The 21,870-nt window shown below is 63.3% G+C and carries 21 protein-coding genes, 3 tRNA genes and 1 pseudogene; 8 read left to right on the forward strand and 17 right to left on the reverse strand.

Annotated features, from left to right (window positions below; translation table 11 throughout):
- Positions 1-76: 76 nt before the first annotated feature.
- The 4 genes from AC3FKG_RS23080 to AC3FKG_RS23095 all read right to left on the reverse strand — a co-directional run bounded on the left by AC3FKG_RS23080 (position 77) and on the right by AC3FKG_RS23095 (position 1,373).
- Complete coding sequence (locus tag AC3FKG_RS23080) at positions 77-781, reverse strand: glutathione S-transferase N-terminal domain-containing protein (RefSeq protein ID WP_483712278.1); 705 nt, start codon at positions 779-781, stop codon at positions 77-79.
- Positions 782-1,121: 340 nt separating this feature from the next.
- Positions 1,122-1,196, reverse strand: a tRNA-Thr gene (locus tag AC3FKG_RS23085).
- A 19-nt stretch (positions 1,197-1,215) separates the two neighbouring features.
- Positions 1,216-1,291: transfer RNA gene (locus tag AC3FKG_RS23090), tRNA-Gly, on the reverse strand.
- A gap of 6 nt (positions 1,292-1,297) precedes the next feature.
- Positions 1,298-1,373: transfer RNA gene (locus AC3FKG_RS23095), tRNA-Asn, on the reverse strand.
- A 238-nt stretch (positions 1,374-1,611) separates the two neighbouring features.
- Between AC3FKG_RS23095 and pip the strand changes: the two genes are divergently transcribed.
- Positions 1,612-2,565: a prolyl aminopeptidase gene (pip, locus tag AC3FKG_RS23100; protein WP_488744228.1), complete on the forward strand. Its 954-nt coding sequence runs from the start codon at positions 1,612-1,614 to the stop codon at positions 2,563-2,565.
- A gap of 48 nt (positions 2,566-2,613) precedes the next feature.
- On the opposite strand, the gene AC3FKG_RS23105 is transcribed toward pip, so the two are convergent.
- The 3 genes from AC3FKG_RS23105 to AC3FKG_RS23115 all read right to left on the reverse strand — a co-directional run bounded on the left by AC3FKG_RS23105 (position 2,614) and on the right by AC3FKG_RS23115 (position 4,824).
- Positions 2,614-3,267, reverse strand: a complete 654-nt coding sequence (locus AC3FKG_RS23105) for a glutathione S-transferase family protein (protein WP_488744229.1) — start codon at positions 3,265-3,267, stop codon at positions 2,614-2,616.
- A gap of 72 nt (positions 3,268-3,339) precedes the next feature.
- Positions 3,340-3,831 (reverse strand): flavodoxin family protein, encoded by a 492-nt coding sequence (locus AC3FKG_RS23110; RefSeq protein ID WP_488744230.1) that lies wholly within the window; start codon positions 3,829-3,831, stop codon positions 3,340-3,342.
- Between the two features lie 69 nt (positions 3,832-3,900).
- Positions 3,901-4,824, reverse strand: coding sequence for a LysR family transcriptional regulator (locus AC3FKG_RS23115; protein ID WP_483714397.1), 924 nt, complete (start codon positions 4,822-4,824; stop codon positions 3,901-3,903).
- A 118-nt stretch (positions 4,825-4,942) separates the two neighbouring features.
- Here AC3FKG_RS23115 and AC3FKG_RS23120 point away from each other — a divergent pair, with 118 nt between their 5' ends.
- Together AC3FKG_RS23120 and AC3FKG_RS23125 are read left to right on the forward strand one after the other, a co-directional pair.
- Complete coding sequence (locus AC3FKG_RS23120; RefSeq protein WP_488744231.1) at positions 4,943-5,686, forward strand: SDR family oxidoreductase; 744 nt, start codon at positions 4,943-4,945, stop codon at positions 5,684-5,686.
- Positions 5,687-5,844: 158 nt separating this feature from the next.
- Positions 5,845-6,816, forward strand: a complete 972-nt coding sequence (locus AC3FKG_RS23125) for an ABC transporter substrate-binding protein (protein ID WP_488744232.1) — start codon at positions 5,845-5,847, stop codon at positions 6,814-6,816.
- Between the two features lie 2 nt (positions 6,817-6,818).
- On the opposite strand, the gene AC3FKG_RS23130 is transcribed toward AC3FKG_RS23125, so the two are convergent.
- A complete protein-coding gene (locus AC3FKG_RS23130; protein ID WP_488744233.1) occupies positions 6,819-7,193 on the reverse strand; it encodes a mechanosensitive ion channel protein MscS in 375 nt (124 codons plus the stop codon).
- 485 nt (positions 7,194-7,678) lie between these two features.
- Here AC3FKG_RS23130 and AC3FKG_RS23135 point away from each other — a divergent pair, with 485 nt between their 5' ends.
- Positions 7,679-10,117 (forward strand): DUF3772 domain-containing protein, encoded by a 2,439-nt coding sequence (locus AC3FKG_RS23135; protein ID WP_488744234.1) that lies wholly within the window; start codon positions 7,679-7,681, stop codon positions 10,115-10,117.
- Between the two features lie 14 nt (positions 10,118-10,131).
- Here the strand turns inward: AC3FKG_RS23135 and AC3FKG_RS23140 are convergent, their stop codons facing one another.
- Positions 10,132-10,509 carry a c-type cytochrome gene (locus AC3FKG_RS23140; RefSeq protein WP_483712287.1) on the reverse strand — a complete coding sequence of 126 codons (378 nt, stop codon included), beginning with the start codon at positions 10,507-10,509 and terminating at the stop codon, positions 10,132-10,134.
- 331 nt (positions 10,510-10,840) lie between these two features.
- On the opposite strand from AC3FKG_RS23140, the gene AC3FKG_RS23145 reads away from it, so the two are divergent.
- Positions 10,841-11,032 carry a YjfB family protein gene (locus AC3FKG_RS23145; RefSeq protein ID WP_483712288.1) on the forward strand — a complete coding sequence of 64 codons (192 nt, stop codon included), beginning with the start codon at positions 10,841-10,843 and terminating at the stop codon, positions 11,030-11,032.
- A 621-nt stretch (positions 11,033-11,653) separates the two neighbouring features.
- On the opposite strand, the gene AC3FKG_RS23150 is transcribed toward AC3FKG_RS23145, so the two are convergent.
- Positions 11,654-12,412, reverse strand: coding sequence for a helix-turn-helix transcriptional regulator (locus AC3FKG_RS23150; RefSeq protein WP_483712290.1), 759 nt, complete (start codon positions 12,410-12,412; stop codon positions 11,654-11,656).
- A gap of 277 nt (positions 12,413-12,689) precedes the next feature.
- Here AC3FKG_RS23150 and AC3FKG_RS23155 point away from each other — a divergent pair, with 277 nt between their 5' ends.
- Both AC3FKG_RS23155 and AC3FKG_RS23160 read left to right on the forward strand, forming a co-directional pair.
- Positions 12,690-13,241: a hypothetical protein gene (locus tag AC3FKG_RS23155; RefSeq protein WP_488744235.1), complete on the forward strand. Its 552-nt coding sequence runs from the start codon at positions 12,690-12,692 to the stop codon at positions 13,239-13,241.
- An 84-nt stretch (positions 13,242-13,325) separates the two neighbouring features.
- Positions 13,326-13,799, forward strand: a complete 474-nt coding sequence (locus AC3FKG_RS23160) for a hypothetical protein (RefSeq protein WP_488744236.1) — start codon at positions 13,326-13,328, stop codon at positions 13,797-13,799.
- Between the two features lie 159 nt (positions 13,800-13,958).
- Here AC3FKG_RS23160 and AC3FKG_RS23165 read toward each other — a convergent pair.
- Positions 13,959-14,070, reverse strand: a pseudogene (locus AC3FKG_RS23165) (IS30 family transposase); the annotation flags it as partial.
- A 170-nt stretch (positions 14,071-14,240) separates the two neighbouring features.
- Between AC3FKG_RS23165 and AC3FKG_RS23170 the strand changes: the two are divergent.
- Positions 14,241-14,372 carry a hypothetical protein gene (locus AC3FKG_RS23170; RefSeq protein WP_483712294.1) on the forward strand — a complete coding sequence of 44 codons (132 nt, stop codon included), beginning with the start codon at positions 14,241-14,243 and terminating at the stop codon, positions 14,370-14,372.
- Between the two features lie 628 nt (positions 14,373-15,000).
- On the opposite strand, the gene AC3FKG_RS23175 is transcribed toward AC3FKG_RS23170, so the two are convergent.
- From AC3FKG_RS23175 to AC3FKG_RS23200, 6 genes are all read right to left on the reverse strand, one after another.
- Positions 15,001-16,506, reverse strand: coding sequence for an aminotransferase class V-fold PLP-dependent enzyme (locus AC3FKG_RS23175; protein ID WP_488744237.1), 1,506 nt, complete (start codon positions 16,504-16,506; stop codon positions 15,001-15,003).
- A gap of 257 nt (positions 16,507-16,763) precedes the next feature.
- A complete protein-coding gene (gene amaB / locus AC3FKG_RS23180) occupies positions 16,764-18,266 on the reverse strand; it encodes an L-piperidine-6-carboxylate dehydrogenase (protein WP_488744238.1) in 1,503 nt (500 codons plus the stop codon).
- A gap of 30 nt (positions 18,267-18,296) precedes the next feature.
- A complete protein-coding gene (locus tag AC3FKG_RS23185) occupies positions 18,297-19,373 on the reverse strand; it encodes a saccharopine dehydrogenase family protein (RefSeq protein ID WP_488744239.1) in 1,077 nt (358 codons plus the stop codon).
- A gap of 161 nt (positions 19,374-19,534) precedes the next feature.
- The gene (locus tag AC3FKG_RS23190) at positions 19,535-19,999 is read right to left on the reverse strand and encodes an Lrp/AsnC family transcriptional regulator (RefSeq protein ID WP_483712301.1); all 465 of its coding nucleotides are present in this window, start codon (positions 19,997-19,999) and stop codon (positions 19,535-19,537) included.
- Between the two features lie 424 nt (positions 20,000-20,423).
- The gene (locus AC3FKG_RS23195) at positions 20,424-21,173 is read right to left on the reverse strand and encodes an amino acid ABC transporter ATP-binding protein (protein ID WP_488744240.1); all 750 of its coding nucleotides are present in this window, start codon (positions 21,171-21,173) and stop codon (positions 20,424-20,426) included.
- A 3-nt stretch (positions 21,174-21,176) separates the two neighbouring features.
- Entirely contained in the window at positions 21,177-21,869 is a 693-nt protein-coding gene (locus AC3FKG_RS23200; RefSeq protein WP_488744241.1) for an amino acid ABC transporter permease, read from the reverse strand.
- Position 21,870 lies beyond the last annotated feature (1 nt).

A 21,870-nucleotide genomic window follows, 5' to 3' on the forward strand; every position in this document is an offset into this window, starting at 1 on the left:
TGTCAGTGCGGGCGAAGCGCGCTGTAGGAGATTGCCCGACACGCGCGCGGCCGCAGCGCGTGCATCGGCTGCGCCATCAACCGCGATGCGGCGTATCGAGTCCCTTGATCACGGCCGGGCGGGCCACGAAGGCTTCGAGCGCGCGCGTCACGTGCGGAAAATCCGCGATGCCGACCAGGTCGCCGGCCTCGTAGAAACCGAGTAGGTTGCGCACCCATGGGAAGGTGGCGATATCGGCAATGGTGTAGTCCTGGCCCATGATCCAGGGCCGGTCGGCCAGCCGCTGGTTCAGCACGTTGAGCAATCGGCGGCTTTCGGCCACGTAGCGGTCGCGCGGGCGCTTGTCCTCGTAATCCTTGCCGGCAAAGCGGTTGAAGAAGCCTACCTGGCCGAACATCGGGCCGATGCCGCCCATCTGGAACATCACCCACTGGATGGTCTCGTACCGGCCGGCGGCATCGGCTGGCATGAGCTTGCCGGACTTGTCGGCCAGGTACAGCAGGATGGCGCCCGATTCCCACAACGGCAACGGCTTGCCGCCCGGCCCGTCGGGATCGATGATGGCCGGAATCTTGTTGTTGGGATTGAGCGAAAGAAACTCCGGCGACAACTGGTCGTTGTGGTCGAAGCGCACCAGGTGCGGCTCGTAGGGCAGCCCGCTTTCCTCCAGCATGGTCGACACTTTCACGCCGTTCGGCGTGGGCAGCGAATAGAGCTGGATGCGGTCAGGATGCTGCGCTGGCCATTTGCGGGTGATGGGGAATGCGGACAGATCGGACACGTAATCTCCTGGCGACGGGCGGCGCCGCATAGCGGCAGCGCTTAAAGCCCGATGATAAACCGCCCCTGCCGCTCGCGTAGCTTGGTGCGGTGGCGTCGTACAGGAAGCAGGATTCCAGCCTGCCGCATCGACCCGATCGAGCTGTCGCGCAACCACACCAATAACCAATAACCAATAACCAATAACCAATACCGGCCCGCTCGCTCTGGAAATGCGCGCCGGCACAGTCGGCAACTTCACCGAAGCGTTAGAGAAAAATCAGGGGAAGAAAACGGGAATCCGGCAGAAGGCCGAAAAGAGGGCGACGCGGCGTGCGAAGCGAGAGGGCGGAAAAACGGAGTGGTGCCCATGGGCAGGATCGAACTGCCGACCTCTCCCTTACCAAGGGAGTGCTCTACCACTGAGCCACATGGGCGACGTCCGGTGCTGGGCACTGGAGCGGGAGACGAGTCTCGAACTCGCGACCTCAACCTTGGCAAGGTTGCGCTCTACCAACTGAGCTACTCCCGCGTTGCTTGGCTCCCCGACCTGGGCTCGAACCAGGGACCTACGGATTAACAGTCCGGCGCTCTACCGACTGAGCTATCGGGGAACAACGCTTCCTCGTTGAGAGGAGGCCGGATTGTACAACGGGTGACGTGCAGGGTGTCAAGGGTTCATCGGCATTTTTTTAATCTCCCGATGCACTAAGCGCCGGGTGGTTGTTGCTGCGCTGGTTGTGCGTGGCCGGCACCGACCCTCGACGGCGCGCTTCGAACGCTCGACGCCGCTGGCGCTGGCGCTTCCCCGTCCAGCGCTACACTCTGCCACTACGCATACGGAGTCCAATCATGTCGAGCCTGCGCACGCTTTATCCTCCCATCGAACCCTATGCCACTGGCACGCTCGACGTCGGCGACGGCCATGTCATCTACTACGAGCGCGTCGGCACGCCCGGGGCCAAGCCTGCTGTGTTCCTGCACGGGGGCCCCGGGGGCGGCATCAGCGCCGACCATCGCCGGCTGTTCGACCCCGCCCGCTACGATGTCCTGCTGTTCGACCAGCGCGGATGTGGCCGCTCAACGCCGCATGCGGGACTCGAAGCGAATACCACATGGCATCTCGTCGACGATATCGAACGCCTGCGCGAACTCGCGGGCGTCGAGCGCTGGCTCGTGTTCGGCGGGTCCTGGGGTTCCACGTTGGCTCTCGCCTACGCGCAGAAGCATCCGCAACATGTGAGCGAGCTGGTGCTGCGCGGCGTCTATACCGTGTCGCAGGCCGAGCTGGACTGGTACTACCAGTTTGGCGTGTCCGAGATGTTTCCGGAAAAGTGGGCGCGCTTCCAGGCCCCGGTCCCCGGCGCGGAGCGCGGCAATATGATGACGGCCTATCGCAAGCTGCTGACCGGCGACGACCGGGAAAAGCAACTGGAAGCGGCACGCGCGTGGAGCGTCTGGGAAGGCGAGACCATCACGCTGCTGCCCGATTCCGGCAACAGCGCCAAGCATGACGACGCGCATTTCGCGCTGGCCTTCGCGCGGCTCGAGAACCACTACTTCACGCACCGCGCGTGGCTGGACGATGGCCAGTTGTTGCGCGACGCGCACCGCCTGGCGGGCATCCCCGGCGTGATCGTGCATGGGCGCTACGACATGCCCTGCCCCGCGCGCTATGCCTTTGCCCTGCATCAGGCCTGGCCGGACGCCGACTTCCACCTGATCGAGGGCGCCGGGCATGCGTGGACCGAGCCCGGCATCCTGGACCAGCTGCTCCGCGCCACGGACCGCTTTGCGCAACCGTGACGCGCGGCGTGGTCAAGCCGATTGCGGGCCTTTCAATCCGGACACGCGTCAGTCCCGGTCGGGCGCGCCCGGCGGAAACAGCTTGCGGTAAGGCCGCGCCTCGTCCACCGCGCGGGCAAATGCGGGGCGTGCCAGCAAGCGGCTGCGGTAGGCGCGCACATTGGCCAGTGCGGGGTCGATCGGATGGACCCAGTCGGCATAGAACAGTGACGGCGCCGCAGCGCAATCGGCCAGACTGAACGCGCCGGCCGCGGCCCATTCGCGTCCATCGAGTGTCTTGTCCAGCCACGTGTAGGCGGAGTCGAGCAGCTTCCTGGCATCGGCCACCGTCACGGCACTGCGCTGCGCCGGCGCGCGGATGTAGTCGAGCACGATGCGCTGCATCGGCGTCATCACGTAGTGGTCGAAGAAGCGGTCCATCATGCGGACGTCGAGCGCGGCGTCCGGATCCTGCGGAATCCAGCGCACGGGACCGCGATGATGGGTGTCGAGGTATTCGATGATGATGCTCGACTCCATCACGCTGCGCCCGCCATCGACCAGCAAGGGCATGCGCTGCAGCGGCCAGAGCCTGGCGTGCTCGGCCAGTACGTCGGCGTGGTCCGGCGACAGCATGCGCCATTCGAACGGAATGTCGTTCTCGTACAGCGCGATCAGGACCTTCTGGCAGTACGAGGAAAACGGGTGCGCGTACAGCTGCATGGTTGCCTCCGGGGGTGAAAGTTGCGCCAGCTTACTCCATCGCAACGCGCGAACAGGCTCGCGCTCCGGCGCTCAGAAGACCCCTAGCGCAAGACCGGCCGCCAGGCCGGTGCCCATCTCGGCGCAGCGCTCCAGCGCGTCGGCGTCGATCGCCTTGGGCGCGAGGATGCGCTCGGGCGTCTGTGCATGCGTGCAGACGATCAAACCCGGCGCCACGCTTTTCAGGCGCCAGCCGGTCGCGATGCGCTCAAGCTGGCGCAAGGCATTCTGTCCGTCGCTGCCCGCGCAGATCATGGCCGCGTAAGGCCGGCCGTTGATGCGGTCGAGCGCGGCGTAGTAGCAGCGGTCGAAGAAATCCTTCATCAGGCCGGACATCGCGGCCAGGTTCTCGGGCGTCGCGAACAGGTAGCCGTCGGCGGCCAGCACATCGTCCGGTCCTGCATCGGTGGCTCGCCGCAGGACGACCGTGACGCCCGCCTGCCGGCTGGCGGCATCCGCAGCGGCCCGGGCCATCTGTCCGGTGCCGCCGGTCATGGTGTGGTAGACGATCAGCAGGGTCTTCATTCGGGCACGCTCAGGCTCGCAACATTCCGCGGCGACTGTAGCACGCGCGTGCGCGCTGCCTGTCTTCGTTCAGCGCCCGTCGAAGCGCCTCGCCAGGCCCTTGGTGCGAAATGCGTCCACCACGAACTCGATGAACACCCGCGTGCGGGGCGGCAGCAGCGTGCGGCTCGGGTAGTAGAGCGAGATCGGCCCATTGTCGGCATACCAGCCGGGCAGCAGCCGCATCAGCGCGCCGCTTTCCAGACGCGGCGCGGCGTGCGGCATGGGCAGCAGCGCAATGCCCAGCCCATGCATCGCCGCGTGGGCCATGGCCTCCGGATCATCGAAGATCAGCCGCGCGCGGTGACCGGCTGGCGCCTGTTCGCCGAGCTGGTTGCGCAAGGTCCATGCGCGCAGCCGCCCGGTGGCGCCCGAGCGCCGCACGATGCCATCGAACCCGGCCAGGTCGGACGGATGCCGCGGCAGCACGCGCCCCTTCATGTACGCCGGCGATGCCACCGCCACCACGTGGGTATTCGCCAGTTCCCGCGCGACCACGCCCTCGGTCAGCTCGATGCCGCCGCCAATGGCGGCATCGAAGCCGTCGCGGATCAGGTCGGTCGGCCGGTTCTCGAAGTGCCAGTCCGGCACGATGGCGGGATACAGCGCCAGGAATTCTCCGAGCAGCGGCACCAGGTACTCGCGCCCGAACGCCAGCGCCATGCTGACCTTGAGCACGCCAGCGGGCTTGCCGGCGTCCTCTGCCGCGCCGGCAAACGCATCGCGCAGCGCCGAGTAGGGGTCGGACACCTGCGTGAAGAACTGCTCGCCGCCGGTGGTCAGCGTCAGCCGCCGCGTGCTGCGGTGGAACAGGCGCAGTCCGAGGTGCCGCTCCAGCCGCGCCACGTTCTTGCTGACGGCGGCCGGTGTGAGCCCCAGCCGACGGGCCGCAGCCGAAAAACTGCCGGTCTCCGCACTCTGGACAAACGATTCAAGCAGGTTGAGGGCTTCCATGCCAACCAGCTTATACCAGTAGTTGAAAAACATGATCCACATTCACGCCTACCGGTAAGGGAATGCGCCGCCCATACTTCGCTGCACCAACCCCTTCATCGTTTCAGGAGCGAACATCATGAGCACCCCACTTTCCGGCAAGGTTGCATTCGTTACCGGCGGCGCACGCGGCATTGGCGCCGCAGTCGTGCGCCGCCTGGCGCGCGAAGGCGCGGCCGTGGCCTTCACCTACCAAAGCTCGGGCGCTGGCGTGCAAGCGCTGGCCGAATCGGTCCAGGCGGCCGGCGGACGCGCGAAGGCCTTCCATGCGGATGCAGCGGACGCGGCCTCGCTGTCGCGCGCGATCGACGATGCGGCAAGCCACTTCGGCAAGATCGATATCCTGGTCAACAACGCCGGCGTGCTGCTGCTGGGGCCGGTCGAAGGCTTCTCCCTGGAGGACTTCGACAAGACGCTCGCCGTGAACGTGCGCGCGGTGTTCGTGGCGGCCAGGGCAGCCCTGCCCCACATGGGCGAAGGCGGCCGCATCATCAATATCGGCAGCACCAATGCGGACCGGATGCCGTTCGCCGGGGGCAGCGCGTATGCCATGAGCAAGGCCGCGCTGAAGGGCCTGGTGCAGGGCATGGCGCGTGATCTTGGCCCCCGGGGCATCACCGTGAACAACGTGCAGCCCGGCCCGACCAATACCGACATGAACCCCGAGCACACCGACTTCGCCGGCGCGCTGCATGGCCTGATGGCATTGCAGCGTCACGCCGACCCGGACGAGATCGCGGGCATGGTGGCTTACGTTGCCAGCCCGGAAGCAGGCTTCGTCACGGGGGCGAACCTGAATATCGACGGCGGCTTCAGCGCCTGAGGGCGCCGGTACGGGACAGCGCAACGGGCCTCGCGGCCGGGACACCGTCCGCATAAGGAAGCGCGCAGATATTCGTTAGCGCAGAGGCGCGATCGGGTTACGGTTGCGTGCTGAACGGGCTGGCTCCAGCCCGATGATCCTCAAGGCACGCAAGACCGATGACTGCATCCCGACGACAATTGCTTCGCTACGGCACGGCCGCCACCGCCGCCATCGCCACCCTGCGCATTGCCGCATTCGACGGCGCCGGCTCGGCCCGCGCCCAGGGCCGCCCTTTGCTGAAGGCCGGCGACCAGAAAGGCGGCCTGCGCGCGCTGCTCGAATCCGCCGATGCGCTGCGCGGACTGTCCTACGAGATCCAGTGGACCGAGTTCCCTGCCGCCGCGCCGCTGGCGGAAGCGCTCAATGCGGGCGCGGTGGACTGCGGCCCGATCGGCGATGCGCCGGCAATCTTCGCGCTGGCCGCCGGCACGCGCATCCGCCTGATCGGCGCCAACCGCTCCGACCCGTATGGCACGGCCATCCTGGTGCGCCCCGGTTCGCCGCTCAAAAGCGCGGCGGACCTGAAGGGCAAGAGCATTGGCACCAACCGTGGCTCGATCGGCCATTTCGTCGCGCTCAAGGCGCTGGAATCCGCCGGGCTGCGGCCGGAAGACGCCAGCATCCGCTTCCTGCCGCCAGCCGATGCCAAGCTCGCGCTGACCAGCGGTTCCGTCGATGCCTGGGCCACCTGGGAACCCTATACCGCCATGGCGGAGACCAGCGGGCATGCGCGCGTGCTAGTCAGCGGGCGCGGGCTCTGGTCGGGCCTGAGCTACCTTGCCGCCACCGACGCCGCCCTGGCGGCCCGTCGCGCCGTGCTGGCCGATTTCCTGCAACGCGTGGTGCGCGCGCAGGCATGGTCCTATCAGCATGTGCCGGAATTCTCGGCGACGCTGGCGCGCATCATCGGTATTTCGCCGGAGGCCGCGCGCCTGCAGTTCGAACGCCGGCACACGCAGTGGCAGAAGATCGACGATGCACTGATTGCCGAGCAGCAGCGCACCGCCGATTTCTACCTGAAGGCCGGCCTGCTCAGGCAGCGGCTCGATGCACGCACGACCTTCGATACGGGCTTCGCGATCGCGTGACGTCAGTAGCCGTAGCTCACCGGCGCCTCATAGTAGCCGCGGGCTTGCGGGGCGCACGGCACGTAGTCGCCAACGTCGCCGCGATAGCAATAGCCCGGGGGCACGGCCGGCGCGGCATAGCGGGCCGGCGGCGCATAGGCGACCGGTGCCGGCGCGTAGGCGACGGGTGCGGGGGCATAGGCGACCGGCGCGGCCACGACCGGCGCGGACGCGACCGCCGCACCGAATGCCAGGCCGACCAGCGCGCCAACGGCCAGCGCCACCCCGGCCTGCGAGCCGCCGCCATGGCGATAGCGGTCATGCGCCGACGCCGGTCCGGCGGCCAGCAAGGCCAGTGACACGGCGGCAGCGGAAGCGATACGGATTGCGGGGCGCATGGTTGACTCCTGTTCGGGTACTGATGTCGTGATGCCATCATGCACAAGAAACCCGCGCTCAGGTGTTTCGGCGAGGGCCTCCAGTTGTTAGCGTTGTAACGGGCGCTTCCCCTCGTAACGGACAATTACATGATTCTCTCCACCGGGCGGCGCATATGGGCCCGTGTGATCTGAACGCTTTCGTATAATCTCCGCTCGGCGTCCAGATCTCCTGCCAGCTGGGCGCCCTGCTCCAGCCGGCTTGCCGCGCGCCAGACAGGCCCGACGGCAACCATGCGGCGTCTGCCCTGCTACGCCGGTCAATTTCGTGGAAGCGGCTTGCCCATCATGTGGCGTTGCTTCCTGTGTTCATCTTCCGCGCCCCCGGACCCTTCCGCATCCTCAGGCATTCGTTCCCCGCCATTTCGGCATCATTTCGGCGAGCAGGGACTTGCCCGAGCCCGCGCAGAGACTTCCGGGCGGCCACGTCCCAACGTGACTCGCCAATGCGCAGACTATCCTGGCTCGCCCTGAGCCTTGTGCTGACAGCACTGTTCCACCTGATGCCGGCGGCCATGGCCACCGAGCCGGCCTCCGTGCCCGAAGCGGACCAGCCGCCGGCCCTGACGCACGCCGAAGCCATGGCCGAACTCAAGCGGCTGCAGACCGAGCAGGACCGCATCAAGCAGTCCGCCTCGAGCGTCAACGGCAATACGCGGCTCGGCGATATGGACGAGTCGCTGCACCAGCTCGCCGCTGACGTCGACAAGCTCACGGCCACGCTGACACCGCAGCGCGCGCAGCTGCAGGCCCAACTCGACGTGCTGGGGCCGCCGCCCGCGCCCGGCACCACGCCCGAGACGACTGCGGTGGCCAGGCAGCGCGCCGAGCTGAATACGCGCAAGGTCCAGCTCGACAACGCGCTCAAGCAGGCGACCGAGGGCAAGGAAAATATCGAGAACCTGAACGCCCAGCTCGCCAAGCTGCAGCGCGGCCGGATGAAGGACCAGCTCGCGCTGCGCTCGGACAGCATCCTGAACCCCGAGTTCTGGGCGCCGCTGTTCAAGCCGTCCGACGACGACAGCGCGCGCATGGCGGCGTTCCGGGACGAAGTCGTGCCCCTGCTGCAGACCGGCTGGGAACCGGAGCACCGCGCGGCCACGGCCTTGCTGCTGGTGCTGGCGCTCGCCATCTGGACGCTGGGCCGGCGCCTGACCGAACGCGCCGCCGCGTGGTTCTGCCTGAACTGCCTGCCAGAAAACCGGTTGCGGCGCAGCGCGCTGGCGCTGGCCACGGCACTCACCACCGTGGCCACGACGGCGCTGGCGGTCCAGTGCGTCTATATCGCTTTCACGCAACATTACGAGCCGCCGCCGGACCTGCAGGACCTGCTCAACGCGCTGGCCAGGCTCATGCTGACCAGCGCGCTGATCGCGGGGCTCGGCCGCGCGCTGCTGTGCACGCGCCACCCGTCGTGGCGGCTGCCGGCGCTGGCGGACCCGGTCGCGCTCGCGCTCAAGCCGTTCCCGCGCGCGCTGGCCGGGCTGTTGCTGGTGGCCGGCACGCTCGAGCTGTTGAACCATATCGCCGACACCAGCGTGCCGTTCACGCTGCTGGGCCGCGGGCTGGTGTCGCTGGTGGTGGTGTTCACGATCGGCGCCGCGCTGCTGCGCGCCAACCGCGTGCGCAGCGGCCTGGCCGCCGCCGGCGAGCGCGCCGAGGCGCGGGCCACGCTGGCGGGCATGATCCACGCCGGGGTCACGCTCGCGGTCATTGTCGCGCTCATCGCGCTGCTGGCAGGCTACGTCAGCTTTGCCCGCTTCGTGACCTACGAGCTGGTGTGGTTCGACATCGTGCTGTGCACGCTGTACCTGCTCACGCAGCTCACGCGCGATACCTGCGAAAGCCTGCTTTCGCCGCAGCACGCCAGCGGCCGCGTGATCCGGCAACTGTTCGGCGTGGACGACAGCCGGCTGGAACAGACGTCGACGCTGCTGTCGGGCCTGGGCACGAGCGTGCTCACGATCATTGCCGTCATCGCGCTGCTGACCGGCGGCTTCGGCACCACGCCGGCCGAACTGCTCGACAGCCTGCTGACCGTGCTCGGCGGCGACAAGCTGCGCAGCTACAACATCATGCCCGAGCGCATCGTCAATGCGGTGATCGCGCTGTCGGTCGGCATCTGGCTGCTGCGCTCGGTGCGGCGCTGGCTCGATGCGGAACTGCTGCCGCGCATGGTCATGGAGCCGGGCCTGCGCGCGTCGCTGGTCACGCTGTTCAGCAACGTCGGCTACGTGCTCATCGTGCTGCTGACGTTGTCGCTGCTCGGCGTGAAGTGGGAAAACCTGGCGTGGATCGTCAGCGCGCTGTCGGTGGGGATCGGCTTCGGCCTGCAGGAGATCGTCAAGAACTTCGTGTCCGGCCTGATCCTGCTGACCGAGCGCCCGGTAAAGGTCGGCGACATGGTCAGCATCGCCGGCGTGGAAGGCGACATCCGCCGCATCAACGTGCGCGCCACCGAGATCCAGCTTGGCGACCGCTCGACCGTGATCGTGCCCAATTCGCAGCTGATCTCGCAGAACGTTCGCAACGTGACAATGAGCAACAGCACGCAGGGCGTGGCCACGCTGCAGCTGACCTTCCCGCTGAACATCGACCCGGAAGCGGTGCGCGATCTGCTGCTGGATGCCTACCTGGACAACGAATCCATCCTGGACCACCCCGTGCCGTCGGTCACGTTCAGCCAGCTCGCGCCCAACGGCATTACGCTGAGCGTGACCGGCTACGTGTCGAACCCGCGCATTGCGGGCGGCACCAAGAGCGACCTGCTGTTCGAGATCCTCAAGCGGCTGCGCGCCGCAGGCATTCCGCTGACCATGCCGCAGACGCTGCGCGTGGAGACCCTGCCGGGGATGACGGCGGAAGCGCTGTTGTCAGCGCCGTAGCGCCAGGCGGATGGCTAACGATAGGTCTGGAGATAGGCCAGCAGATCGTCGATCTGCTGGTCATTGCCCATGCCCCAGAAACGCATGCGCGTGCCCGGCACGACCTTGCCAGGCGATTTGACGAAGGCGCGCAGGGTGTCGGCCGTCCACACCAGGCCGGATGCGGTCATGGCGGGCGAATAGCGATAGTCAGCGGTGCTTCCAGCGCGCCGGCCAACGATCCCATTGAGTTGCGGGCCAAAGCCGCCGCGTGCGGAGGGGCCCACGCTATGGCAGGACGCGCACCGGGTCGAGAACACTTCCTTGCCGGCCTGGACATCAGCGGCGAAGGCGGAATGGGAAAGGACCAAAAAGGTCAGCGCCAGGACAAGGCGCGGTGCAGCGTGATGCATGGGGCATGCTTGGAATTCGCCCTCGCGGGTAGCTCCGCATGATAGCGCAGCGCGAGCCACCGGACTCGGCGGCGCCGTGGGCCAGCAATATGGTTCGTGGTCATCCGAATCCGCATGAACGAGTCCGAGACCCATGTCCATGCCAATTCATTGCCCCCGACGCCGCCCGTCTCGCCGCCACGCGCGTTGCCGGTCCAGACGGGAACCGGCGCACGGCATGCGCGGTCCTCAAGTCGTGGACGGTTGCGGACGACAACCAGTAGGCGGGAATCCTGGAGCCTTGCATGCCGGCCGCCCGCATCCGTTCAATCCTTTTCAGGAACCGACCAACATGAGTATCTCCCTCGTCAGCGCTGCCAGCGCGGCGGACCCGGGCACAGATCCGGTGTCGCTGCTGATGCTGCGCAAATCGCTGGATCTGCAGGCCCAGAGCGTCACCGGCCTGCTGCAGGCCGCCACCGGCGCAGCACCGGTGGCCAGCAACCCTCCCCACCTTGGCCAGAACATCGACGTGACGGCCTGAGCGCAGCCCGCTGCGGCGTTGCGCGTGCAACGCCGCCAGCATGCAAAGCGCTCCTTGTGCGGGGCGCTTAGCCGATTCGGCAGCGGTCAGCCCGCCTCCACCACCCTCATCGCGCGATGCATCGCCGCACACAGCGCATCGGCCTGGATCGGCAGCGGGAAAAAGCCCCGTGTGTCCCCACTGCCAGCGTTGACCAAGTCCCCACTCATCTGCCCCTCGAGAGCAACCGATGCGAGTCGCAGGATTGAGGGTGTCAGTTGTTGATTCGTAGCGCGGCTCTAGACCGAATCCCGTCAAGAAGGCCTTCGATGTGCAGGCGTTCACAAGTAGCCACTAATCGAGCACGGGGATGAACAAACGGGCATATCAAACGCAAAAGAGGCGACGCCCATCGCCTTCCGGTTACTTACGATCGCGATCTGTGGACGGCCCTGGTGGCAGCGAGCGGCAGCGGCCGAAAGCGGCGGGTAAGGATAAAGCCATGAAACAGTTCTGGTACCAGTCACCCCCCATGCAAAGGGCCGACCCAAAACGGGTTGGCCCCTTTTTGTCCGGCGAGATAGCTGCGAACATGAAGTAACCGGGTCGCGCGCCCCTCGTGGAAGTTCAGGTGCGCATCGGCTAATCGGGCAAGCGCCCAAGCCAAAGGGATGTCAGTTCGGCCCTGTTATGCACCCCGAACTTGGCATAGATCGATTTGACGTGGATATGCGTTGTATTTGGGCTCTGTCCCAAGAGTGCCGCAATGACCTTTTCGGCTCTCCCGTCCAGAAGCTCCAGCAGCACCTTGCGTTCCGTCGCCGTAAGCGGTGCCTTTGCGATTAGCAGTCCGTGGCTGAGAACCTGTTGTCGGTAGAGCCAGCGGAGCCCACGCAAGGCAAGGCCGAAAGGCACCTTGTCGGTGGATGCGAATCGCGGCGCTTCCGGGCTGCGGAAGAGAAAAATGTGCACGCGGACATCTTCGTTAAGGGAGCAACGCATTGACATGCTGTCTGCATGGCCGACGGCCAGGTAATGACGCCGGTAATGCGGGCCATCGAACCACTTGGCCGGAAGCGCCTCAAAGAGCAGCCTGATGCGGAACGCCTCATCGCCGGCCATGGCGAGGACCTGTGAAATGTCCAGGGACTTCGACCACAACGCGTCGAATTGCTCTTGGACGGATATGGCAACCTGCGCGAGGGGATTGAGAAGCTTGACGATGCGCGGACGCCAGCCATTCAATGGGTCCCTCGAATCAGGACTCGGCAGTCGAACGACCACCGACCAGAGGGCGTTCTGCGCGCCGAAGATGGCACAGAGCCGCGACAGCAGGTGCGCAATGGCGGCATCGCCGTCGCCGACCGCGAAGTCCGCGAGTTCATCCCAGAGTGCGAACATCGCGTCGTCAGGCAGTCTGTCAGAAGCGGACGGGAGAGGTGACGTCGGCACTGGCTGGGCGGGGCTCACGCGGTCACCTATCCAGGTTATTTAAGGGTGTCAGCGAACAATCTACGATGGTTTCAGGCCGCTATTGTATTGCAGGGTGACGCGCCTAGCGCGAAGGCGGATTGCACTCAATCTACTCGAAGGAGCCGCAATGGTCACCCGCTCTCTAGTCGAAAGTCTAGTCGAAATGGCACGTTCTGCAGGGGCAAGGAGAACGAGAGAACCGACGATGAACGCTACCGAGGGGCGATGTTATCGGGGACAGATCCACGCGTTGAGCCTGCAGCGCGGAAGTATTCTCGTGGTGAAGGACGGTCCCATGCGCGTGGAATATCAGGACGGGTCACTCGACTGGCTGCCCGGCGCCGCACCACCCTATTTTGTCAATCTGGCGGAAGGTGCCCAGCACATCCTGCCGTGCAACGCATTCGTCAATATTCAAACCGATGGGCCGGAGCCAGTGAACTATGTGATCATGCGCCCCCGGTCACTGGCGTCGCACCTCCTGGGGCGAATGAACATTGCGTGGTCCTCGCGCCGGGAGGCCTCAAAGGCTGCGGCGAAGACTGGCGCGACTCTTGTTGCTGCCCTTGGCGTTCTTTGCGCCTTTCAACTCGAGAGCCATCCCTCGTTCGTGGTGGTCGCTATCCTGGGTGCAATCGGCGGTTCGATTGGCTACCTTGCCGGATGGCTTTTCTACTGGACGCTCATTAGGGCGCACGTCAGCGTCGGACTTGCGCTATGGGCACTCGCGGCTTGGCTCGCCTACCTCGTGATGTAGGTCTTCATGGACTAGAGGGACTCGACATCCTGGGCCTTTGCGCGCCTCAAGTGCCTGAGTGTAAGTATCAAGGAGTTCTGCATCATGACTCTTCCATATTGCTATCCATCACGCATCCGACTCTGCCTGACGGCGATCGTCGGCGCAGCCCTTGTCGCATCGTCGGCTGTGCATGGCAGACAGCCTTCCGCGCCACCGACCTCGGAGATCGTGTCGCCCTTGCTGGACAACGAGGACCAGCCCTTGAATGCCGATCCGAAGGCAGTGCCAACGAATCCAAAGGCGATGACCCATGCCGGTCTCTATGCGACCGAGCGCCAGGCCGAAAGCGCGGAGTCGGCTTTGCACGATCGCATCATCACCGTGCGCGTGGGCTGTTGCGGACGAACGGCCATCGACCGGGCGGTGAATCAGGTGTGGACCGCCCACGTGGCCTACGACACGCCCGTCGATATTGCCGTGCTGGTGCGCGGCAAGGACTCCCTTCAGGCGGCGAAGGTCGTCGACCGCTTGTCCGAAGCAGGCTTGAGCAGGGTCTGGCTGGTCACTACACCCTGAATGGTCGGGCGGAGATGTCCATTGAGTCCTCGGCAAAGCGCTCCACGTTGGGCCGACCGAGTTGCGCAGTGCGTGACTGTCGCTCCGTCGAGCCGGATGTTGGGTAACGTCGAAAGCTATTGCGGATTCGACCGGTCGATGCAACGGTTTAATCGTTCAGCCGGTGGCCTGTATGTAGAGGCTCCGAAAGATGGTCTCGTGCGACACCTGATAGTCCTTATTGACCGCATACACGCTTAAGCCAACCCGCAATCTGCTCTGGCGACCACTGACCTATGCCAAAGTCATCCCGAGACTGAACAGCAATGTTCCGAGCGCTCGGATGCCAAGGCGGCGGTAGAGACCGGGGTCACCGCTCTAGTGCGACGCTCAACCAAATTGGGCTGCGTTACGTCGAACCGGAGCGGCTCCTATATTTGATCGCACCGGACAGGTAATACGATGAAAAAAGCCATTGGTTTCACACTTGCCTGCTGGCTTTCCGGAGCCATTCTGCTCCTTGGTGAATCAGCCAGCAGCATCGCGTTAAGCGGTGTAGTCGCGCTTGCCGGCCTAGACCTGCTGACACCATGACATCCGCCCACCCTACCGACGTCTGTCCGTCATCACAACACCCGAGCGGACGCGAGCGTCTTCTAGCCGGACGAATTCGGCGTATCGATACTAAGATTTAGAGTGATCCGAAATATCCGTAGGACGCCGTGTAAGTTCAATGATTCCCGAAGACTGATATTGTTAAGAAAGTGAAACGCATTTCAACGGCAAGGCATTGATTCGTGGCATTCAAAAAACCAATCGAAGTCTGGACCAGTTTGACATCAAAGGTCTCCAACAGAGGGAATCCTCGCGCAGAAGGCTCAGGACATTAGCTTGAGAAGCGGACCGGCCTTCCAATATCCCCGTCGCTGTTATCAAGGATGAAACAGAACGCGCGCCGGCCGCTTGTCCATGAAACTTTTGGCCGAGGCTTTTTCATCCGGCCTTGCGAGGCGATACCGTTACAAAAGGATACGCTCCATTACCATCAGTGGTGAGGCCGACAGAGGCGCAGACTGGTTTCCCTTCACGTCAGCAGCGCACGTTGCGGCAGCAGATGGGCCACCTTCAGGCCAAGCGAAGTCGTCGGCACACCAGCGCCAGCCATCAGGAAGGCCGCTCGGACCCGGGCCATGTCACGCATTGCGTTAGTTCCGACGAACTATCAGCTTTGATCGATGCGTGCCGAGTTCCACAGCATCGCCGAGCGAGTTCCCGTCCGGCAGTATGCGAGTACCGGCTTCGGCAAGCTTGCCAACAACGAGCCAAAAATTGCAGCCTGCTCGTCAGTTACACGACCCGATTCCACAGGCAGGTAATGCGCGACCATGCCCAGCGCGCACGCGACCTCGGCGATCTCCGCGAACGGAGTCTGGCAGGCAGACTCGCCATCGGGCCGGTTGCAGACGATGGAACGGAATCCGTTGGTGTGCGCCGCCATTACGTCGGCTCCAGTCAACTGCGTCGCCACGCTCACGTCATCGGAAAGACGCCTTATCTGCATTCGCTGAAGGCCCGCCCCCGTTTCCTGACACCGCACGATGGCGCTGCCGAAGTAGTCAATTGCGAAATCAACATCGGCCTGAGTCGTGAAGCGACCGAGGCTCACTCGGACCGTGCGTTCCGCAGCTTCCTCATCAAGGCCGATGGAAGTCAGCACGTGAGAGGGGTTGCCAGCAGCCGAATTGCAGGCAGACGTGGAAGAGATCGCAAGATTGTCGGTGAGCATGAACGTGAAGAAGTTGGGCAATCCCACGGTCAGGCTGAGTGTGTGCGGAATTCGCTTAGCCCCACTGGCGTTCTGCGTGACGACGCGCAACGCGCGGATGCCGTCCAGCAGGCGCTCGCTCAATTGTGCAATGCGCTGGTTGTCTGACGCCATTTCAGCGCGCGCCAGTTTACAAGCCGTCCCCATGCCAACGATCTGGTGGGTTGCAAGGGTGCCAGAACGCAGCCCCTGTTCATGTCCGCCACCGTGCATCTGGCAAGCAATACGAGGCGCCACTTCGCGATTCACATAGAGTGCGCCGATGCCTTTGGGGCCATAAACCTTGTGCGCCGACATCGACAACAGGTCAATTCCCATCGCTTTCACGTCGATATCGGTTTTGCCCACTGCCTGCGCTGCGTCCACGTGGAGCAGAGCGCCGGCGGCGTGCACGACGCGCGAGATCTCCGCGATGTCGGTGAGGGTTCCAATCTCGTTATTTACCATCATCAACGAAACGATGCCGGTGTCCTGGCGCATAGCAGCGTCGACCGCGGAGGGTGAAATCTCGCCAGACTGCCCCGGCAAAAGGTACGTAACGGAGACCCCCAGGCGCTCGAGGTGCGATGCCGTGTCCAGAATGGCCTTGTGCTCGAGCTTGCTGGTTACCAGATGACGGCGCCTCTGCTCACCGTCGAAGAAGCCCTTGAGAGCCAGGTTATTTGACTCGGTCGCGCCGGACGTCCAGATGATCTCGGACGGCTCTGCGCCAATGAGACCAGCAACCTGGGCGCGAGCCTGTTCGACCAACTCTCTTGCCTTCTGCCCGGCAGCATGAGTGCTCGACGCCGGGTTTCCGAACACGCCGGCGGCCCCCAGGCAGCCGAACATTGCATCGATGACCCTTGGGTCCGCCGGGGTCGTCGCGGCGTAATCGAAGTACCGCAAAGTGTCCGCGCTCATTTATCCCGCCCTCCTTGAGAATGACGGGAAATGCTACGCGGGGCCCGCTAAAATATCCTTCCAAGATAGGCCACCGAGTCGCAGCGCCGTAGTATGTCGTTCCAAAAATCGCGCGAGATTGGAAATGATTTTCTGCGAATCCCCTCTCATTTTGTCATCGCTGTCTCGCTGGAGAAATAGCAGTTTCGGTCAATCTAGGGGGAGTAGCGTTCATCCACGACTGAGCAAGTTCCTGACACCGTCCGGGTATTGCCAGGTCAGATTCCGAACTCAATGCCCTGGGCAAGCGGGAGATCCTTCCCAAAGTTGATCGTGTTCGTCGCACGGCGCATATAGGCCTTCCACGAATCACTTCCGGACTCTCGCCCGCCGCCTGTCTCCTTCTCGCCACCGAACGCTCCACCGATCTCCGCGCCGCTGGGGCCGATGTTCACATTCGCGATACCGCAATCGCTGCCGGAGGCGGAGAGAAACTCCTCCATCTCGCGCATGTCCGAGGTGAAAATGCTGGACGACAGTCCTTGAGGCACGGCGTTGTTCAGAGCGATCGCTTCATCGAGCGTTTCATACCGCAGCACATACAGGATCGGTGCGAAAGTCTCATGGTGGACAATGTCGGTTTGCCTGGGCATCTCGACAATGGTCGGCTGAACGTAGTACGCATCAGTGATTTCGCCGAAGACGCGCTCCCCGCCGAAGACTTTTCCACCATCCTCGACTGCCGCAGCCAATGCCTTGTTCATCGCAGAATATGCCTGCTTGTCAATCAGCGGTCCGATCATTGATGCAGAATCGAGCGGATTCCCAATACGCACCTGCCGATAGACCTTCTTCACTTCGTCGACCACCTTGTCATAAATCGACGCATGCACGATCAGCCGACGCAAAGTCGTGCATCGCTGACCGGCGGTGCCCATGGCGGCGAACGCGACGGCTCGCACGACCAGGCTGAGATCCGCCGACGGGCAGACGATGCCGGCATTGTTGCCACCCAGTTCCAGGATCGTCCGCGCGAATCGCTCGGAAGCGACCGTGGCAATTTCCCGCCCCATGCGCGTGCTGCCGGTGGCACTGATCAGCGGAATGCGCGGATCGCGGACCAACCGATCGCCAAGCTCGCGTCCGCCTTGAACCAACTGGCTGAGGTGTGTCGGCGCTGCCCCGAACTTTGCACAGACTTTGTCGAAGATCAGCTGGACAGCAGCGGCAGACAATGGCGTCTTTTCCGATGGCTTCCAGATGACAGCATTACCGCAAACAAGTGCCAGTGCGGCATTCCATGCCCATACAGCAACCGGAAAGTTGAATGCCGTCACCACGAGACAGGGCCCCACCGGATGCCAGGTCTCCATCATCCGGTGACTCGGTCGTTCGGAAGCGATCGTCAAGCCGTACAGTTGCCGCGACAATCCAACGGCGAAGTCGCAGATATCGATCATTTCCTGTACTTCCCCGAGCCCTTCCTGCAGGATCTTGCCTGTCTCGAGGCTTACCAGCCGACCCAGCGCGTCCTTGCGTGCACGCAATTCCTCACCTAACAGCCGGACAAGTTCCCCGCGCCGAGGCGCCGGAACCTTGCGCCACACCTCGAACGCCCGGACGCTGTCCGCGATCACAGCATCGGCATCGCCTGCGGTCGCAACGTCCAGGCCGGCCAGCAATCGGCCGTCAATGGGGGAATGCACCTTCATGGAGCCGTTTTGCCTGGAGATGGCTTCCAGGCCGTTGTCCTTGAGAATCTGCTTAGCGTCGATGTTCATTCTGCCTCTCCTCAGCTCCTTGTGCGTCCTTCACTCGGCCGACGCGTAGACTTTGCCGAACCGGTTGTCCAGGAAATCGTGAAGGCTAATGGCTTCCTGGCGAATGAAGCCCTTGCCGGGGAGCTTCCCCTGACGGAAGAGATCAACTGCGGTACAAACGCCCGAAGCGGTTGTACTCTGGATCGCACTCTCGTAGAGACCATTCTCGTGGGTTGCGAAGATCTTGCGCGAGAAGACCTCCTGCACAAGCTTGCCGTCGCGCAGACCGCTTACCGTCACGAAAACCAGCACCACGTCCTGCATCGTCGTCGGAACGCTCTTGCGCAGGATCGACTTCAGCAACTCCTGGTCGCGCTTTAACCCAAGGTCTTGCAGCAAAAACTTCATACGCTGCTGGTGACCGGGATAGCGAACCGATTTGTAGTCAAGATTGCGGATCTTGCCTTCGAGCGTCTCGCAAAGCGTGCCAAGGCCTCCCGAAGTGTTGAAAGCCTCGTACTCGACGCCATCCAGCGAGAAATGCTCGATGCCCTCCAAGGGCTCGACAGAGATTCGCTCCCCTTCGCGCAATGCCTCACAGGGATGGCAGTACTCATTCACGAGGCCGTCGACGCTCCAGGTCAGGTTGTACTTGAGTTCGTTCGTCGGAAACTCGGGCAGCGCACCCACCCTCATCTTCACGTCGTGGACGACATCGAACGATCGAGCCAGCGAGTTCGCAGCGATTCCGATGAACCCCGGAGCGAGTCCGCATTGGGGCATGAATGCAACGTTTGCACCTTCTGCAAGTTGCGAGATGGCCTTGGTGGCCTGTACATCTTCTGTAAGATCGAAGTAATTTGTTTCGGCGTTCCTGGCAGCGCGAGCCGCCTTTGTCGCCATGTGGTAAGGAAGGGCATTGATCACCAGATCCGCCGGCGCCAGCAGCTTCTCCAGTGCACCTTGATCGTTGGAATCGACGACAACGCGCTCAACGTCGAGGTGCCCCACCGACTTCAGCGCAGATGCTTCACGATCCGCGACCGTCACGGCGTAGTCGCCACTGTTCGACAGGAGGCGCGCGATAGTCTGACCAATATGACCCGAACCCAACAGAACTGCCTGCATTTTTTCTTCCCTGAAGAATGAACTGAAGTGAGTCCATTCTAGGGATACTGCAAGTCAGAATAAATTGGCAATTCGTCACAAAGTAGCGCCATTGCGGACAATTTGATGATCGAATAAGTCAATTTGCAGCGTTCATATTCTAATTATCTTCGTGCCTGCACTCACGCCGCGTCTGGCATGTCTCCGCGATCGATCTTTCTGGCCAGAACAATGGATGTAGTCGTCTTGATGACACCATCCATCTCGCCTATTTCATCAAGGATGCGATCGAGTTGATCTGGCGTAGTAACGCGCAACCAGGCGACGTAGTCAAACTCCCCACTTACTGCGCACAGCATGTGCACTTCAGGCATACGGGCGAATCGCTTCACAACATCGCGCCCAGCCTTTGGTTGCAGCGTGATTCCTACATAGGCATGCAGGCTTGGGTCGACCACATCCTGGCCAAGCTTGATGGTGTAGCCAGCAATTACACCGCTCTTTTCCAACCGCTCGATTCTGGCAATTACCGTTGTCCTCGCAAGATCAAGGCGGCGTGAAATCTCCGACACGGGCGCACGCGCGTCCATCTGCAGCAAAGAAATCAAATGACGGTCGATGTCATCCAGTAAATCCATTCGAATCATGACAACTCCCGGCTAGTATGAGCCCAGACTATATAAATTCGTCGGAACGGCCAACGACTTCGACGAAGACCTCGGAAGTCACGGCCGACTCTGGGGCGCGGTCACAACACTCTCAATGATTCGAGAACAGTCGACCGCGCAAGTGAAGGTGAGCGGAGCTGCGCGAGTGTGCAGGCTCAACCTGCTGAAGCCTGAGAATAGGCATGGGCGGGCTCGACGACTTGGGAACGTCTCTAGGATTGAGTCCCGCCTTACAGCGCTGCGTCGTGCTCGCACAGTACGACACCCGTTTATGCCAAAGCCGGTGCGACACCCGCCGTGCCTTCAAGGTGACAGCTTCCTTGCGGGCTAGCTGCCGGGATATCTAGCTGACTCAGGCGACTCTCCCTGCCCGGCTCAAGAGCAGGGACCAGCATCCGCTCCGTCAAGCGGCGACAGCGGACTCCCAGGGGGAACGGATGTCGGACAGGAAGCGCTGCGCCCGCGGATGCTCCGGCTTGTGGAAGAATCGCTCGGGCCTGGCGCGTTCAAGCACCTTGCCCTGGTCCATGAAGATCACGCGGTCCGCCACTTCGCGCGCGAATCCCATTTCATGCGTGACACAAACCATGGTCATCCCGTCGCGTGCCAGCCCCTTCATCACCTGCAACACTTCATTGACCATCTCCGGGTCCAGTGCAGAGGTCGGTTCGTCGAACAGCATGACAGGCGGCTTCATGGCGAGGGCCCGGGCGATCGCCACGCGCTGCTGCTGCCCGCCCGACAACTGCCCCGGGTAGGCGTCCGCCTTGTGCGGCAGCCCGACTCGCTCCAGCAGACTCATCGCGAACTCCTTTGCCTCCTGTCGCGGCATCTGCTTGAGCCGCACCGGTGCGAGCGTACAGTTATCCAGCACCGTCAGGTGCGGAAACAGGTTGAACTGCTGGAACACGAAGCCGATGCCACTGCGCAGCACGTTGACGTCCACTTTGCGTGCGTGAACGTCATGGCCGTTCACGACGATGCGCCCCTTCTGGATGGCTTCCAGACGGTTCAGCGTCCGGATCAGCGTCGACTTGCCGGAGCCAGAAGGCCCGCACACGACCACGACTTCGCCTTTCGCGACCGTTTCGTTGACATCCACCAGCGCCTGATAGTCGCCGTACCACTTGCTGACATTTTCAATGGTAATCATGATTCACACCTTCATCGGGGCACGCGAAGCGAGCCGGCGCTCGAGCAGATAGGCAAAACGGGTCAGTCCAAAGCACATGACGAAGTAGCTGAGGGCCAGCAGCAGGTAGACCTGGGCCGCCTGGGTGAGCATCTGCGTACTGATCTGCCCCGAAATGAACGAGGCTTCCGGCAGGCTGATGATGTAGCCCAGCGACGTCTCCTTGATCGTCGAAACGAGCTGGTTCACCAGCGACGGCAGCATGTTGCGCAACGCCTGCGGAAGAATGACCAGAGTCATTGCCTGGATATAGGACAAGCCGAGGGAGCGCGCACTCTCCATCTGGCCCCGCGGCAGCCCCTGAATCCCCGCGCGCACGATCTCGGCCAGATAGGCGCCATCGAAGATCACCAGCGCGGTCAGCATGGTGGTGAATTGGGCCGTGCGATGCCCCGTCACTGCCGGCAGCAGGAAGTACGCCCAGAACACCACCATCAGCAGAGGCGTCCCCCGCACGATGTAGACCAGGACGGTGGCAGGCCAGCGCAGGGTGCCGAACGGACTCACACGGCACAACCCCAGCACGATCCCGACGGGCAAGGCCAGCACCAGTCCGGCCGAGGCCAGCAGCAACGTCAGCGCCAGGCCGCCAAGCGGACCATTCGGATACTGACCGACGAGAAAGTAGACGCCAAACGTCTGGATGACATCAAGCATG

The organism is Cupriavidus sp. 22TCCZM04-2 (assembly GCF_057798895.1).

Bases quoted from the DNA above. Each gene is read 5' to 3' on its own strand.
- AC3FKG_RS23110 (WP_488744230.1), bottom strand. From the start codon at position 3,831: ATGAAGACCCTGCTGATCGTCTACCACACCATGACCGGCGGCACCGGA.
- AC3FKG_RS23125 (WP_488744232.1), top strand. From the start codon at position 5,845: ATGACTGCATCCCGACGACAATTGCTTCGCTACGGCACGGCCGCCACC.
- AC3FKG_RS23105 (WP_488744229.1), bottom strand. From the start codon at position 3,267: ATGCAGCTGTACGCGCACCCGTTTTCCTCGTACTGCCAGAAGGTCCTG.
- AC3FKG_RS23155 (WP_488744235.1), top strand. From the start codon at position 12,690: ATGAACGCTACCGAGGGGCGATGTTATCGGGGACAGATCCACGCGTTG.
- AC3FKG_RS23170 (WP_483712294.1), top strand. From the start codon at position 14,241: ATGAAAAAAGCCATTGGTTTCACACTTGCCTGCTGGCTTTCCGGAGCC.
- AC3FKG_RS23190 (WP_483712301.1), bottom strand. From the start codon at position 19,999: ATGATTCGAATGGATTTACTGGATGACATCGACCGTCATTTGATTTCT.
- amaB (WP_488744238.1), bottom strand. From the start codon at position 18,266: ATGAACATCGACGCTAAGCAGATTCTCAAGGACAACGGCCTGGAAGCC.
- AC3FKG_RS23140 (WP_483712287.1), bottom strand. From the start codon at position 10,509: ATGCATCACGCTGCACCGCGCCTTGTCCTGGCGCTGACCTTTTTGGTC.
- AC3FKG_RS23115 (WP_483714397.1), bottom strand. From the start codon at position 4,824: ATGGAAGCCCTCAACCTGCTTGAATCGTTTGTCCAGAGTGCGGAGACC.
- AC3FKG_RS23130 (WP_488744233.1), bottom strand. From the start codon at position 7,193: ATGCGCCCCGCAATCCGTATCGCTTCCGCTGCCGCCGTGTCACTGGCC.
- AC3FKG_RS23145 (WP_483712288.1), top strand. From the start codon at position 10,841: ATGAGTATCTCCCTCGTCAGCGCTGCCAGCGCGGCGGACCCGGGCACA.
- AC3FKG_RS23195 (WP_488744240.1), bottom strand. From the start codon at position 21,173: ATGATTACCATTGAAAATGTCAGCAAGTGGTACGGCGACTATCAGGCG.
- AC3FKG_RS23135 (WP_488744234.1), top strand. From the start codon at position 7,679: ATGCGCAGACTATCCTGGCTCGCCCTGAGCCTTGTGCTGACAGCACTG.
- AC3FKG_RS23120 (WP_488744231.1), top strand. From the start codon at position 4,943: ATGAGCACCCCACTTTCCGGCAAGGTTGCATTCGTTACCGGCGGCGCA.
- AC3FKG_RS23200 (WP_488744241.1), bottom strand. From the start codon at position 21,869: ATGCTTGATGTCATCCAGACGTTTGGCGTCTACTTTCTCGTCGGTCAG.
- AC3FKG_RS23175 (WP_488744237.1), bottom strand. From the start codon at position 16,506: ATGAGCGCGGACACTTTGCGGTACTTCGATTACGCCGCGACGACCCCG.
- AC3FKG_RS23185 (WP_488744239.1), bottom strand. From the start codon at position 19,373: ATGCAGGCAGTTCTGTTGGGTTCGGGTCATATTGGTCAGACTATCGCG.
- pip (WP_488744228.1), top strand. From the start codon at position 1,612: ATGTCGAGCCTGCGCACGCTTTATCCTCCCATCGAACCCTATGCCACT.
- AC3FKG_RS23160 (WP_488744236.1), top strand. From the start codon at position 13,326: ATGACTCTTCCATATTGCTATCCATCACGCATCCGACTCTGCCTGACG.
- AC3FKG_RS23150 (WP_483712290.1), bottom strand. From the start codon at position 12,412: ATGTTCGCACTCTGGGATGAACTCGCGGACTTCGCGGTCGGCGACGGC.